The sequence below is a fragment of the Neglectibacter sp. X4 genome (assembly GCF_009917365.1).
In the GTDB taxonomy this organism is placed as follows: domain Bacteria; phylum Bacillota; class Clostridia; order Oscillospirales; family Acutalibacteraceae; genus Acutalibacter.
Window position 1 is genome coordinate 1 of record NZ_QWLE01000007.1, and the last position, 14,401, is coordinate 14,401.

Genomic DNA, 14,401 nt, shown 5'->3' on the forward strand with positions numbered 1-14,401 from the left:
GGGCCAGCCGAAAAAGCAGAGGCTTTTCCGGTTTGTTTGCTGTACGCCGAACCAATGCAGCACCGCCTCCGTACAAAGAAAGCCCCGTGTTGTTGTACAACAACACGGGGCTTTCTTTGTATACTCCTACAAACCTTGCTGCTTCTCAAACTTTTTTCTAAAAACCTCTTGACATTTGGGGAAAAAACCTCAAGCGCAGACTGTAATATAGGTGCGAAGGAAAACAAAGCCCTTAAAATGGGGCGGGACAGTTTTTTGTATTTGACACACTGAACGCAATTTAGCGAAAAAGATAGTGAAACGAAGTCTTAAATATGCTATAATATAAAAAGTACAAGCATTTTCTAAAGAACGTTTGATGAATAAGGAGATAAGCATGATGACCGAGCCGGCAAGGGTGCCATTATACCAGCAAATAAAAGAGGACATAAAGGCGGCTATACAGCGGGGCAAATACCAGCCTAAGGAAAAGCTCCCGCCAGAGCCTGCCCTCAGCGAACAGTATGAAGTCAGCCGTATCACGGTGCGCCGGGCGGTAGAGGATCTCTGCGCGGAAGGGTATCTGGTTAAAATGCATGGGAGGGGCACCTTTGTCGCTGCGCCGCGGATACATCGGAAATTTACTGCCGGAAGCCCGGTAGAGAGTTTTACAGAAACCTGCCAAAAACAAGGGCTTGCCCCTGGGGCCGTTGTGGTGGACAGGCGTATTATAGAGCCAGACGAGGAGCAGGGCACGTTTTTAGGGCTTGCGGACGGGAACCTGCTGCTGCACATAGAGCGTGTGCGTACAGCAGATGGCCAGCCTGTTTTCCTGGAAAACCTGTTCCTGCCTTATGAAGCGTTCAAGCCCCTGCTGTCAGCAGATTTGACAGATGTATCCCTGTTTGGGGCCATAGGGGATACCGCTGGGCGGCGCCCTGCCGGGGTGGCGCGCCGGACGCTGGAGATCGTGAAAGCGGATGCCCGGCAAGCGGCCCTGCTGCACCAGCCCGTAGGGGAACCGCTTTTTCTTTTGGGCGTCCAGTTTTTGGACGGCCAGGGGCAGCCCGTCTGCACCGGGCAGCAGTATTATATCGGCAGCCGTTATATGTTTGAGCTGTGAAAAACAAATAGGGTGGAACGGGAAAGCTGGGGCTTGCCCGTTTTATTTTACCGCGCAGAAGTGCGGAAAAGGGATTGACAAACGGGCTGGACGTGGTATAATCAAAACAAGCGATGACATTATAATGATTATGATGTCTGAGACAAAATCTATAACCACTTGCGGGAGGGCCGTTTTATGTACAACCTGGATATGGAAAAGGTAAAGTCAATCGTTACGGAAATCGTGAGCAAAAGGAGGATAGAGAATGTGGCCTACGTGGGGTGCGGGGCTTCCAAATCGGACTTGTACCCGGCCAAGTATTTCCTTGCAAACGCTGCCAAAAGGCTGCGGGCCGCACACTATACCGCCAATGAATTCAACACCGATACCCCCGACTGGCTGGGGGAGAGCACAGTCGTCATCAGCGCGTCCTTGGGCGGCACCACTCCGGAAACGGTGAAGGCCAACCAGGTTGCCAAAGCCGCTGGCGCTGTTGTGGTCAGCCTGACCCGCAGCCAAGGCTCCCCTCTGGATGAGAGCGCCGACTACACTATCCTCCATGGTTTCAGCGAAAATTACGCCTGCAAGCAGCACAAAATGGGCTATGCCATGGCCCTGGCGCTGGAGTTTTTACAGCAGACAGAGGGATATGATAAATATGATAAGATGATAGAAGGATTCAGCAGGGTCTTTGAGGCCAGCGAAAAGGCTGCGGCAAACTGCCGGGGCCAGGCGAAAGCGTTTGCCGAAAAATATAAGGACGCTCCTGTGGTCTACGTGATGAGCAGCGGGGCCAGCACCCAGGTGGCCTACTCTACCTCCATCTGCCTGATGATGGAGATGCAGTGGATGAATTCCGGCAGCTTCCACACCGGCGAGTTTTTCCATGGGCCTTTTGAAATTGTGGACAAGGACGTGCCCTTCATCCTCTTGATGAATGACGGCAAGACCCGTCCGGTGGACGCCCGGGCGCTGGCCTTCCTGCACCGCTTCCATGCGCTGGCTACCGTTGTGGACACTAAGGATTACGGCCTGGGAAGCGCGGTTCCCGCTGAAGTCATTACATATTTCAACCCCATTTTCCACAGCGCCGTTTTCCGGGTGTTTGCCGAGGAGCTGGCTGATATCCGGCAGCACCCCTTAAGCCTGCGCCGCTATATGTGGAAGCTGGAATACTAAAATGGTGCGGGGCGTTATCTTCGACATGGACGGCGTGCTGGTGGACACGGAAAGCTATTATGCCGGCAGGCGCAGGGAATTCTTGCTGTCAAAAGGCGCAGAGTATCAGGACAACTGGGACTTTACCGGATTCAGCAAGCAGGCCGCCTGGGCCAGAATGGTGCCGGAAGCTGGCCTGCGGGAAAAGCTGATGGCAGAGTATGACGCCGATTACTGTCCCCGCCGCCCCATCCCCTTTGCCCGGCTTGCCGATCCGGATGTTCTGCCGCTGTTCCGGGAACTGAAAGCCCGAGGGCTGAAAATTGGTATCGCGTCTTCGTCGCCGGCAGAGTCCATCGGGAAAATGGCGGAGGCGCTGGGAATCGCGCAGTATACAGACTTTGCCGCCAGCGGCGAGGAGTGCCCCGCCCACAAGCCTGACCCCGCTGTTTATTTGCAGGCTTTGCGGGGCCTGGGCCTTCAGGCAGAGGAGGCTTTGGCAGTGGAGGATTCCCCCATGGGCATACTGGCGGCAAGGAAGGCAGGCCTCTTTACCCTGGCGCTGAACGCCCACTGCGGGAAGGGGGCTGACCAGTCGGCTGCAAACGCCATTATCTCCCGGCTGGGGGACGTGCTGGATTTCCTGGAAACAGGTTTATAAAAAGGAGGGGGCAGGATGGAAAGGAAAATTATCTGCATTGGCGACAATGTGTGGGATAAGTATCTCTCCCGGGGAAAAATGTATCCTGGCGGGCAGTGTGTGAACACTTGCGTCTACGCAGGCATGAACGGTGTTTCTGCCGCCTATTTGGGGCAATTCGGGGATGACGGGCCTGCAGAAATCATGCGGGGAATACTGGGCGAAAAGGGGATTGACTACAGCCGCAGCCGCCAATACCCCGGGGAAAACGGTTTTGCCGTGGTCACCATGCAGGGCAGCGAACGGGTGTTTTTAGGCTCCAACAAGGGGGGCGTGGCCTGTGCGAACTCTTACGGTTTTACCAGGGAGGATTTCGCTTACATCCGTGGGTTTGACCTGCTGTATACCAACATAAACTGCCACATTGAGGGCGATCTGCCAGCCCTGGCAGGCCTGGGCGTGCCAATTGCCTTTGACTTTTCCGACCGTTGGACCCCTGCGTACCTGTCCCAGGTCTGCCCCAGCATCAAAATAGCCTGTCTTTCCTGCGCCCATCTGCCCCGCCTGGAGATGGAGGCTGTTATGAAGGAAACAGCTTCTTACGGCGTGCCGCTGGTGCTGGCCACCCGGGGAGAGGAAGGCTCCTGCACGCTGTATGGAGGCAGACTGACCATCGTCCCCGCCTTGCCTGCGGAAAAGGTTTTGGATACCATGGGCGCGGGGGATTCCTACCTGGCGGCGCTGCTGTGCGAATTGCTGAAGGCATCCCCTGCAGGCGCTTTGCTGGAAGGGGATTTAACCGCCCTGCTGCCTGCTGCTATGGAAAAAGCCGGGAGCTTTGCCGCCAAGGTGTGCGGGATGGAAGGGGCTTTCGGCTGCGGGATACCAATTGCTGGGCGCACAGAATTGGAAGAATGGGAGAAAATGAAACCAAAGGAGGTGGGCGGATGAAGCTGGCGGCTATTGGCAGCAACTGCATTGATTTTTACCAAAACCTGGAGGGCGGCCTGCCCTGCCCGGGAGGCGGCCCTGTGAACATGGCGGTTTACACCCTGCGGCTGGGGGGCGCGGCCTCTTACATTGGCCCGGTGGGGGATGACCCTTACGGGGCGCTAATGCAAAAAGCCATGGAGGAAAAAGGCGTGGATGTGTCCCACCTTCACGTCCTGCCTGGGGCTACGGCAGTCTCCCAGGTGGAGCTGCGGGACGGCGAACGCATTTTGGGGGATTATGACGAAGGGGTGCTGGAAAATTATACGCTCTCCAGGGAAGATATAGATTTCATCTGCACCCATGACGCGGTTGTCTGCGACCTGTGGGGCAAGGTGGAGGGGTTTTTCCCGGAGCTTCGCGCCCGGGGCCTGCCCACAGCCTTTGACGGGGCCATACGCCCCGATGACCCTGCGGGCCGGAATGCTCTGCCCCACACAGATTATTTCTTTTTCTCCCCGGATTCCGGCGACACCCCGGCATTGCGGGAGCAGCTCAGGCGTTACCATGCCCAAGGCCCCAGGCTGGTGACTGCCATGCTGGGGGAGCAGGGCAGCCTCTGCTTTGACGGGGCAGCCTTTCACAAGTTTGGCGTTGTCCCCTGTCCGAAGGTGGTGGACTCCATGGGCGCGGGGGACAGCTACATAGCAGGGTTCCTTACAGGTATCATTGGCGGGGCACCTGTGGAAAAGGCTATGGAAATGGGCGCCGCTGCCGCTACGGAAACCTTACAGTATTTTGGCGCGTGGTAACAGGCGCATCAAGTAAAAGGAGCATAAAAATGGAATATATACCTACTGCCTGGGCAGAACCCCAGGGGCCTTGCCTGCGTAATTTTGACGAACAGGGCGACCTGGACAGCATAAATGGCGCGCTGGCTTTGCGGCCCGAAATTGAGAAAATTGTAGATCAGATCTGGGAGGAGGGCTTTGACCGCATTTTCTTCATGGGCATAGGCGGGACTTACGCCTCGGCCATGCAGGCGGAGGTCTATATGCGGGGGCGTTCCGCGTTGGACGTTTGCGCTGAAAACGCCGCCGAGTATCTCACCACAGGCAACAAGCGGCTGACAAGCCGTTCTGTGGTTGTCTACTCCAGCGTGTCCGGCAACACCCTGGAGATGGTGGGCATGGTGGAGAAGGTCAAGGCCCTGGGAGCCAGGGTGCTGGCTTTCATCGACACGCCCGGCTCGACCCTCACCCAAGAGGGCAGGCGGGATTACCTGGTAGTGTACCCTAAAAACGAGCAGTTGAAGTTCTACATGCTGGCAAACTACCTTATGTACAAAAACGGAGAGTTTACAGAGTATGACCGCTATAACCGGGAGATGGAGGCCAGCCTGGCCCGGGGCCTGGTGGAGATTGAAAAGGATGCGGATAGATGGGCCTGGGAATTTGCCAAGAGCAAAGCCCTCTTTCTCCAGGAGCACCCCGATGTGCCCCACTATTTCATCGGGGCAGGCAACCAGTGGGGCGCCGCCTACTCGTATGCCATGTGCTATTGGGAAGAGCAGATGTGGATACGCACCAAGTCCATTACCTGCGCGGAGTTTTTCCATGGAACCATGGAGATTATCACAGCGGACACGCCGGTTACCCTGTTCATGGGAGAGGACGAGCAGCGTCCCCTGGCAGAGCGGGTGGCCCGGTTCCTGCCGAAGGTATGCGGAAACTATACGGTTATCGACACAAAGGAGCTGCCCATGCCCGGCATCTCCCCAGAGTTCCGCGGCTCTGTTTCCCATTTGATGATGCACGCCGTAAACAACCGTGTGGACGCTTATCTGGAGCTTTTCCTCCGGCACCCCTTATCTATCCGGCGGTATTACCGGCAGTTTGAATATTAAAGCCCTGAGGCAGCGGGAATACAGATTTTCCCGGCGCAGGGGCAAAAAAGCCGCAAAAGCATCTGCTTTGCGGCTTTCCTGTATTCTTTTTTAGCTGCGCTTCCACTATAATATGGAAAAGAGGTTAAGCGTGCAGCGCTTTTTCCAGGCGTTCCAGCCCCTCTTTCAGAACCCACTGGGGCACAGCCAGATTTACACGCTCAAAGCCTTCGCCTTCCTGGCCAAAAAGGTATCCCTCGTCAAAGAAAAGCTGCCCCTTCTGCACCATGATTTCCTCCAGCTCCTGGGCTGTTTTGCCCAGGGCAGTGCAGTCCAGCCAAAGCAGGTAGGTGCCCTGCAGTTCTATAGGCTTAATTTCCGGCAGGCGCTCCCGGAGAAAATCTACAGCAAAGAGATAGTTGCTGTGGATGACATCCAGCATTTCCTCCATCCAGGGCTTGCACTGGGTGTAGGCAATGCGGCAGGCCTCCAGGCCAAGGGCGCCGGGGCCTCCATGGCCCAGTTCCTTTTTAAAGGCCTCCCGGTCGGCTTCATTGGGGATGACAATATTGGAAGTCTGCATGGCGGCCAGGTTGAAGGTTTTGCTGGGAGCGGTGCAGACCATAATCCTGTCCCCGAAGTCCCCGGCATTGGGGAACACAGTGTGCTTGTGCCCGGGCATAATGAGATCGAAATGAATTTCGTCGCTGATAATGCGCACGTTGTTCCTTATGCAGATTTCCCCAACCCGCCGCAGCTCTTCTGCTGTCCACACGCGGCCCACAGGGTTGTGAGGGCTGCAGAAAATGAGAAGCTTGTTCTTTTCCTCTGCCGCCAGCTTTTCCAGCAGGTCAAAGTCTATAGAATATGTATGGTTCTCATAGAGAAGGGGGCAGCGCACAATTTCGCAGCCGCCGTTTTCCGCTGCCGCGTAGAAAGGATAGTATACAGGGGTGAACAGGATAACCCCGTCGCCGGGCTGGCAGAAAGCCCGCACTGCCACAAAAAGGGCGGAAACCACGCCGCAGGTGCAGACGATTTCCTCAGGCTTTACCTCCCAGTCGTGCTGCTCCTTCATCCACTGGCACACAGTTTCCAGATATTCCTGGGTAGGCCCGGTGTAGCCCAGGATGTGGGTGTCCATGTAAGCCTTCAGGCCCTGGGCGATTTCAGGGGCGTTTTTAAACTCCATATCCGCCACAGAGAAGGGCACCACGCCTTCCTTGGTGTCAGGATTCTTTTCCCGCATTCCCTCCCATTTGCCAGAGCCATGTTTGGAGCGGTCGATAAGCGTTTCAAAATCATACTTCATAACAACAATACCTCCAAAAAGTATAGATATGCGTCGGGCTTTGCCGGAAATCGACAAAAGTATTATGCGCTCTTTTGCGAAGTTTGTCAATAGTGCGGCAAACGTTTGGCCATTGCCGTCTTACTCTGTTTCCGCAGCAGTGGGGCAGAAGGAGGCCATGCAGCACTTTTCGCAATGGGCCTTGCGGGCGGTGCAGACCGCCCTGCCGTGGAGCACAGTGCGGTGGCAGAAGTCGTTGGATTCCTCCGGGGGCAGGATGGCCCGCAGGTCATTTTCCACCTTCTGGGGGGCTGTGTTCTTGGTCAGCCCCAGGCGGCCTGTAATGCGGATAAAATGGGTGTCTGTAACCACCGCTGGCTTATGGTAGATATCCCCTACAATGAGGTTGGCAGTTTTCCGGCCCACCCCTGGCAGGCGGGTGAGATCCTCAATGGTGTCCGGCACCCTGCCGCCAAATTCATCCCGGATCATGCGGCAGGCGGCGAGAATATCCTTAGACTTGGTTTTGTAGAACCCGCAGGAGTGGATGAGATCGCTTATCTCCTGCTCTGTGCCTTCGCAAAAGTCCTCCAGGGTGGGGAAGCGGGCAAAAAGCGCCGGGGTAACCAGGTTCACCCGGGCGTCTGTGCATTGGGCGGAAAGCCGGGTGGCGATGAGAAGCTGGAGGGGATCCTGATATGTAAGGGAGCAAATCCCATCGGGATACTCCTTTTTCAGGGCCTCCACAGCTAAAAGCGCCCGTTCTTGTGTTGTCATGTGCCATCCCTCAATTCGTTTTTTACTTTCCCCCATTTTACTACAAAATCCGCCGGTTGACAAGGGAAAGCCCATCTGTCATACTTATATATCTCTGTACACAATAGTAGGAAATTGGGTGTATTCCCCGCCCTGCGGGCGGGGAATACACGGCTATCTTTTCCGATTGTTTTCAGATATAATATTCCAAAAAGGAGCTGATGCCATTTGACCTCTGCTGTTCTGCAATGGCTGGCCTTTTCCACCATGCTCGTGGATCATATCGGCTATACCTTCTTTCCGTCCCTGCCGGTGCTGCGGGCTGTGGGCAGGCTTTCCTTTCCCATTTTTGCCTTCCTGCTGACAGAGGGCTTTGCCCATACCTCAGACTTGAAAAAATACGCCGGGCGGCTTTTCTTCTTTGGGTGCATCGCCGAACTGCCCTACCAGATGATGCTGTACCACCGCTGGGTGGGCTTTCGCCCCAGCAACATCCTCTTTGCCCTGCTGCTGTCCCTCGGGGCTTTATACTGCGCCAGGGAGGGCGGGCTTTGGCTTTTGGGAGCGGGGACGCTGGCAGTGCTGGCCCAGGCAGGCGGCTTCAGCTATGGGGCCTATGGGGTGCTGCTGGCAATGCTGTTTTACAGCACCCGGGAAAAGCGCTGGGCCATCCCGCTGGTGCTGACAGGCTGCACCCTGCTCTACTGTTGGCATCACCACAGCCTTTTCCAAATCTGGGCGGTGTTCGCCGCCATACCCCTGCTGCTTTATAATGGGGAGAAGGGCAGGCGCGCGCCCCGCTGTTTGCTGTATATCCTGTATCCGGTTCATCTGGCAGTGCTCAGCGGGCTGTACTTCCTGCAAAAATCCATATGACAGAAGCGCCAATCTTAAAAGCTGGCAATTTCGCTAAATTTTTCAAAACATATGGAAAAGCATTGACGATATACGCTTGCTGCTGTTATACTTGTTTTCAGAAGAGGGTATATTGTTTTTTACATCTAAACCGCGAAGCCCTTATGGGTTATAAACCTGAACGGAGGTGTGGCAAAGATGACAGGCTTCATCCGCTCTCAAATCAAGAGGAAAACTTTCCAGCACCTTGCCCAGTATGCTGTATTGCTGTGCTTTGCCCTGGAATATATCCTGCTGATGCTTGACGAGTATTGGGGAAATTTCCCCATAGAGTATCTTCTGCTTTTTCTGCAGGCCGCCCTGTTCTGTGCCGCTCTGAAAACCGGGCCTGCGCCCCGGCAGAGGCCCCAAAAGCTTCTGCCCCGCCTTTGGCCCGTCCCCCTCACAGCCGCTGTCCTGATACTGGTTTATGTTTTGCTTCCCGGCAGGCTGTGGCTTGTTTCCAGCAGGGTTTTGGGCACGGCGCTGTTCCTGCTGGGCGCGTTTTACTGGAACCGGGCCAGGTCGGGAGACGCAGCTTTCCTGTTAAATCTGTATGCCTGCGCCCTCGCTGTTCATCTTTGTTATCTCCCCCTGCCCATCATAACCGTTATGTTCGACATCCCCGCCAGTTGGATATCGTACTATGCCGCCGGGGCGGCTGTATCTGTGTTGCTGGGGCTGTGCTCGGTGCTGTGGGCCGCACTTTCCGGTAAACAAAAAACCTGACCGCAAAAAACAGCCCCTGCCATCCTTTTCCGATGGCAGGGGCTGTTTTTTTACAAAGCTTACCGGCAGGTGAAGGTGCAGCACTCTGTGCCGCTCTTAGAGCACACATCGTCGCAGCAGCAGCCCACGCAGACGCACTCTGCGCCGCACTTGCAGTTGCTGTTATAGGCGCAGTTCTGGGCGTGGCAGGTGATGGAGCTTTCTGTGCTGGCGCTGCCGGAAACAGAAGCCGACGCGCCGCCCCTGCCCCGCTCCCGGTAGGAGCTGCAGCAGGTCTGGTCGCACACCTTGGCCCCGGGGCCGTCCACCTGGATACCGGGCAGGCTGCACAGGCCGCCTTCATAATGCTGGCAGGAGGACACCTGACATTCCAATCTGTTTTTCATAGGGCACCTCTTTTTCATAAGGTTTTGCAAGGCAAAAAGCCTTACACGCCCTATTGTGCCCACAATGCCTCCCGTTTATCCAAGGCCGCAGGAACCCTGGGACGCAGGCAAATCTTTGCGGTAAAACCGTTCCTATCGGTGCAGCTTCTTATTTGTAAAGCGGATATTTTTCACAAATGGCGTTTACCATGCCCCGCAGCTTTTCCTTGTTCCCTTCAAAGCTGTCCTCCATGGAGAGGGCAATGCAGGCCGCGATTTCGTCCATATCCGCCTCCCCAAGGCCCCGGGTAGTGACAGCCGGAGTGCCCAGCCGCACGCCGCTGGTGACAAAGGGGCTGCGCTTTTCGCCAGGCACTGTGTTCTTGTTGGCGGTAATATACACCTCGTCCAAACGGCGCTCCAGCTCCTTGCCGGTCAGCTCGCTGTCTGAAAGGTCGATAAGCATCAAGTGGTTGTCTGTGCCGCCGGAAACCAGCTTCACGCCCCTGTTCAGCAGGCCCGCGGCAAGGGCCTGGGCATTTTTCACCACTTGCTCTCCATAAGCCTTGAAGGCAGGCTGCAGCGCCTCGCCTAGGCATACGGCCTTTGCGGCAATAATATGCATCAGCGGCCCGCCCTGGGTGCCGGGGAAAATGGCCTTGTCAATGGCTTTGGCATACTGCTCTCTGCACAAAATCATGCCGCCCCGGGGGCCGCGAAGGGTTTTATGGGTGGTGGTGGTGACCACGTCGGCATAGGGAACCGGGTTTTGATGGACGCCTGCCGCCACCAGCCCGGCGATGTGGGCCATGTCCACCATCAAAAGGGCGCCGCAGGCATCGGCAATTTCCCGGAATTTTGCGAAGTCAATGGCCCGGGGATAGGCGCTGGCCCCAGCCACAATCAGCTTGGGCTTCACCTCCATGGCCTGCGCCATCAGCTTTTCATAGTCCATGCATCCGGTTTGGGGATCCACCCCGTAGGGCACGAAATTATAAAGGGAGCCGGACATGTTCACAGGAGAGCCGTGGGTCAAATGGCCTCCCTCTGCCAGGTTCATGCCCAGCACGGTGTCTCCAGGCTGGAGCAGGGCAAAGTACACTGCCAGATTGGCCTGCGCCCCGGAATGGGGCTGCACGTTAGCGTGTTCCGCGCCGAAAAGCGCGCAGGCCCTGTCCCTGGCAATATTTTCCGCCACGTCCACGCACTGGCACCCGCCGTAATACCGCTTTCCCGGATACCCCTCCGCGTACTTGTTGGTGAGCACGGAACCCATTGCCGCCATCACGGCGGGGGAAACGATGTTCTCCGAGGCGATAAGCTCCAGGTTCCGCCGCTGGCGGGAAAGCTCCTGGCTCATTGCCTCTCCCACTGCCGGATCTGCCTGGGAAACGAAACCGATAGAATCCATCAAATCTGCAAACATTAAAGAAAACCCCTTTCTATTGTGTCCGTCGTGTGTCCCAAATCTCCTTTCCATGCGCAGGCCGCAAAGGAGAAAACTGCATGTTTTCAAGGGATAGTATGCATGTGAAGCGGCTGTTACAGGGTGAAACCTGCTGGAATTTTCCGGCATTGCGGCAGGGCCGGGGCAATCAATTCGAATCAAGTGTAATAGCTATGGGCTATTATACCATGAATTTCCTGCCTGCGCAACACTGGAAATCCAGCGGGAAGACGCAGGCGGGCGTACTCCATCCTGTTTTCCCACTTGACATTTTCTCCGGGAAATACGATAATGTAGATTCAGGGATGTTTCTCCCGGAAAAACACAGAAGCAGAAGGGCGTTCTGCCCGGTTTTGCCAGTTATAGAAGTAGAAAGGACAGATGAAAATGAGCTGTGATCTTGCCAAGGCCTACGAGCCGAAAGAGGTGGAGCGCCGCATCTATGATTTTTGGATGCAGGGCGGTTATTTCCACGCAGAGGCTGACCCCCAGAAAAAGCCCTACACCATCGTCATGCCGCCGCCCAATATCACCGGGCAGCTCCATGTGGGCCATGCCATGGACACCACCATGCCCGATATCCTCATTCGCTGGCGCAGAATGCAGGGCTATTCCGCCCTGTGGCTGCCCGGCACGGACCACGCTTCCATCGCCACAGAGGCAAAGATCGTGGACGTCATGAAGGAGGAAGGAGTCACCAAGGAAGACCTGGGACGGGAAAAATTTCTGGAGCGTGCCTGGGCCTGGCGGGAAAAATACGGCAGCCGCATTGTGGAGCAGCAGAAGCTCCTGGGCCTTTCCTGCGACTGGGAGCGTTCCCGCTTCACCATGGACGAGGGACTTTCCAAAGCAGTGCGCCATGTGTTTGTGAAGCTCTATGAAAAGGGGCTGATCTACCGAGGTGAGCGGATGATCAACTGGTGCCCTCACTGTCAGACCGCCCTTTCCGACATTGAGGTGGTCTTTGAAGAACAGAATGGCTCCTTCTGGCACCTGCGCTACCCCCTGGCAGACGGCAGCGGGTATGTGGAGCTTGCCACCACCCGCCCGGAAACCATGCTGGGAGACACTGCTGTGGCGGTACATCCGGAGGATGAACGCTACAAGCACCTAATCGGCAAAAATGTTATCCTGCCCCTTGTGGATAAAGAAATCCCCATTGTGGCGGACGAATATGTGGAGATGGACTTCGGCACCGGCGTGGTGAAAATCACCCCCGCCCACGACCCCAACGACTTTGAGGTGGGCAAGCGCCACGACCTGCCCATTATCAACGTGATGAACGAGGACGGCTCCATCAACGAAAACGGCGGTAAGTATGCCGGGATGGCAGGGATGGACGCCCGCAGGCAGATTGTAAAAGACCTGGAAGAGGGCGGCTTCCTTATCAAGGTGGAGCCGCTGACCCACAACGTGGGCACCTGCCAGCGCTGTCACACCGTGGCGGAGCCAAGGATCTCCACCCAGTGGTTTGTGAAAATGGAGCCTTTGGCTAAGCCTGCCATTGACGCCGTGAGAAGCGGAAAAATCCAGTTTATCCCGGAAGACCGGGCCACAAAGGTATACTACAACTGGATGGAAAATATCAAGGACTGGTGCATTTCCCGTCAGCTTTGGTGGGGGCACCGCATCCCGGCCTGGTATTGCGAAGACTGTGGGGGAACCATCGTTTCCGAGACGGATCCCGATACCTGCCCCAAGTGCGGAGGAAAGCGCCTGAAGCAGGACGAGGACACCCTGGACACCTGGTTTTCTTCGGCGCTGTGGCCCTTCTCCACCCTGGGCTGGCCTGAAAAGACGGAAGATTTGAAATATTTCTATCCCACCGACGTGCTGATGCCCGGCTTTGATATCATTTTCTTCTGGGTGGCAAGAATGATTTTCTCCGGGCTGGAGCATACCGGGGACATTCCCTTTAAGAAGGTCTGCTTCCATGGCCTGGTGCGGGATGCCCAGGGCCGGAAGATGTCGAAATCTCTGGGCAACGGCGTGGATCCCGTAAAGGTGATTGACGAGTACGGGGCAGACGCTTTGCGGCTGTTCCTCATCACCGGCAATACCCCTGGCAACGATATGCGCTTCTCCACAGACAAGGTGGCTGCCAGCCGGAACTTTGCCAACAAGATCTGGAACGCCGCCCGGTTCATCCACATGAACATTGACGGCAAAGACGTGCCCTGCGCCCTGCCGGAAACGCTGACCCTGGCGGACAAGTGGATTGTCAGCCGGTTTAACACAGTGGCAAAGGAAGTTACGGAAAACCTGGAGAAATTTGAAATTGGCATTGCTGTGCAGAAAATTTACGATTTCCTCTGGGACGAGTTCTGCGACTGGACTATCGAGCTTGCAAAGCTGCCCATGTCCGGTACGGACGAGGAAGCGGCCCAGTCTGCCCGGCAGGTGCTGGTGTGGGTGCTGGGCAGTACCTTAAAGCTGCTGCATCCCTTTATGCCCTTTATCACAGAGGAAATCTGGCAGAGCCTGCCCCACGAGGGCGAGGCCCTGATTGTGGCCCCCTGGCCTGTGTATGACGAAGCCCTCCATTTCCCGGAGGCCGAAAAAGAGATGGAGAAGGTGAAAGAGCTGATAACCGCTGTGCGCACCCGCCGCAGCGAGATGAACGTGCCCCCCTCCCGGAAAGCCCATCTCTATATTGAAACCCAGTCTCCAGCCGCCTTTGAGACGGAGAAGGAGGCCATTGCCCGCCTGGCCTATTGCAGCGGCGTGGAAATCGGGGAAAGCTTTGCCGCCATGGAAGGGGCTGTCACAGTGGTGACTGCCGCCTGCCGGGGATACCTGCCCATGGACGATCTCATCGACCGGGCCGCTGAAACCGCCCGGCTTACAAAGGAGCTGGAAAGCGCCCAGAAGCAGTTGGATACAGTGAACGCCAAGCTTCAGAATGAAACCTTTATGTCCAAGGCGCCCCAGAAGGTGATTGACGGCGTGAAGCAGAACGGCGAAAAGCTTCGGGAAAAGGTGCGCATGATTGAAGAGTCCCTTGCGGCTTTCCGGTAACCCCCAGGGCCTGACCTTGGGGCGCTGCCCCAAACCCCGCAAACCTTTTTGAAAAAAGGTTTGATCGAAAAACCACGATGCCTTGCCCCGCCCATGGGCCGCTGGCGCGGTCTGCGCAGGCTTTGCCAGCCGTCTCCGTGAGCAAACTCCCGGCGGCTCTCAAAACCTGCTTGTTTCCCTGCGGGAAACCCAATGGGCTTTCAT

General features: G+C 56.2%; 14 protein-coding genes. 10 read left to right on the top strand and 4 right to left on the bottom strand.

Annotated elements, in window-relative coordinates:
• Nucleotides 1-376: 376 nt before the first annotated feature.
• The 6 genes from D1841_RS05190 (at nucleotide 377) to D1841_RS05215 (ending at nucleotide 5,718) form a co-directional block, all read left to right on the top strand.
• Complete coding sequence (locus D1841_RS05190; protein WP_237076218.1) at nucleotides 377-1,102, top strand: GntR family transcriptional regulator; 726 nt, start codon at nucleotides 377-379, stop codon at nucleotides 1,100-1,102.
• 177 nt (nucleotides 1,103-1,279) lie between these two features.
• Entirely contained in the window at nucleotides 1,280-2,263 is a 984-nt protein-coding gene (locus D1841_RS05195; protein ID WP_160642385.1) for an SIS domain-containing protein, read from the top strand.
• 1 nt (nucleotide 2,264) lies between these two features.
• Nucleotides 2,265-2,903: an HAD family phosphatase gene (locus D1841_RS05200; protein ID WP_160642384.1), complete on the top strand. Its 639-nt coding sequence runs from the start codon at nucleotides 2,265-2,267 to the stop codon at nucleotides 2,901-2,903.
• A gap of 15 nt (nucleotides 2,904-2,918) precedes the next feature.
• Nucleotides 2,919-3,833 carry a PfkB family carbohydrate kinase gene (locus D1841_RS05205; RefSeq protein ID WP_160642383.1) on the top strand — a complete coding sequence of 305 codons (915 nt, stop codon included), beginning with the start codon at nucleotides 2,919-2,921 and terminating at the stop codon, nucleotides 3,831-3,833.
• On the top strand, nucleotides 3,830-4,624 hold the full coding sequence (frlD, locus tag D1841_RS05210) for a fructoselysine 6-kinase (RefSeq protein WP_160642382.1): 795 nt from the start codon (nucleotides 3,830-3,832) through the stop codon (nucleotides 4,622-4,624). The genes D1841_RS05205 and frlD overlap by 4 nt, the downstream gene beginning before the upstream one ends.
• Nucleotides 4,625-4,653: 29 nt before the next feature.
• A complete protein-coding gene (locus D1841_RS05215; protein WP_201751232.1) occupies nucleotides 4,654-5,718 on the top strand; it encodes an SIS domain-containing protein in 1,065 nt (354 codons plus the stop codon).
• Nucleotides 5,719-5,842: 124 nt separating this feature from the next.
• Here D1841_RS05215 and D1841_RS05220 read toward each other — a convergent pair whose 3' ends face one another.
• Entirely contained in the window at nucleotides 5,843-7,009 is a 1,167-nt protein-coding gene (locus D1841_RS05220) for a MalY/PatB family protein (protein WP_160642381.1), read from the bottom strand.
• A gap of 120 nt (nucleotides 7,010-7,129) precedes the next feature.
• Nucleotides 7,130-7,765, bottom strand: a complete 636-nt coding sequence (gene nth, locus D1841_RS05225) for an endonuclease III (RefSeq protein ID WP_160642380.1) — start codon at nucleotides 7,763-7,765, stop codon at nucleotides 7,130-7,132.
• Between the two features lie 207 nt (nucleotides 7,766-7,972).
• Between nth and D1841_RS05230 the strand changes: the two genes are divergently transcribed.
• Nucleotides 7,973-8,620, top strand: coding sequence for a TraX family protein (locus D1841_RS05230; RefSeq protein ID WP_160642379.1), 648 nt, complete (start codon nucleotides 7,973-7,975; stop codon nucleotides 8,618-8,620).
• A 168-nt stretch (nucleotides 8,621-8,788) separates the two neighbouring features.
• Nucleotides 8,789-9,367 (top strand): hypothetical protein, encoded by a 579-nt coding sequence (locus D1841_RS05235; RefSeq protein WP_161879911.1) that lies wholly within the window; start codon nucleotides 8,789-8,791, stop codon nucleotides 9,365-9,367.
• A 59-nt stretch (nucleotides 9,368-9,426) separates the two neighbouring features.
• On the opposite strand, the gene D1841_RS05240 is transcribed toward D1841_RS05235, so the two are convergent.
• Both D1841_RS05240 and glyA read right to left on the bottom strand, forming a co-directional pair.
• Nucleotides 9,427-9,753 carry a DUF1540 domain-containing protein gene (locus D1841_RS05240; RefSeq protein ID WP_160642377.1) on the bottom strand — a complete coding sequence of 109 codons (327 nt, stop codon included), beginning with the start codon at nucleotides 9,751-9,753 and terminating at the stop codon, nucleotides 9,427-9,429.
• A gap of 148 nt (nucleotides 9,754-9,901) precedes the next feature.
• Nucleotides 9,902-11,158, bottom strand: a complete 1,257-nt coding sequence (glyA, locus tag D1841_RS05245; RefSeq protein ID WP_160642376.1) for a serine hydroxymethyltransferase — start codon at nucleotides 11,156-11,158, stop codon at nucleotides 9,902-9,904.
• 80 nt (nucleotides 11,159-11,238) lie between these two features.
• On the opposite strand from glyA, the gene D1841_RS05250 reads away from it, so the two are divergent.
• Together D1841_RS05250 and D1841_RS05255 are read left to right on the top strand one after the other, a co-directional pair.
• Entirely contained in the window at nucleotides 11,239-11,577 is a 339-nt protein-coding gene (locus tag D1841_RS05250) for a hypothetical protein (RefSeq protein ID WP_160642375.1), read from the top strand.
• Nucleotides 11,567-14,197 (top strand): valine--tRNA ligase, encoded by a 2,631-nt coding sequence (locus D1841_RS05255; protein ID WP_160642374.1) that lies wholly within the window; start codon nucleotides 11,567-11,569, stop codon nucleotides 14,195-14,197. Before D1841_RS05250 ends, D1841_RS05255 begins: the two co-directional genes overlap by 11 nt.
• Nucleotides 14,198-14,401 lie beyond the last annotated feature (204 nt).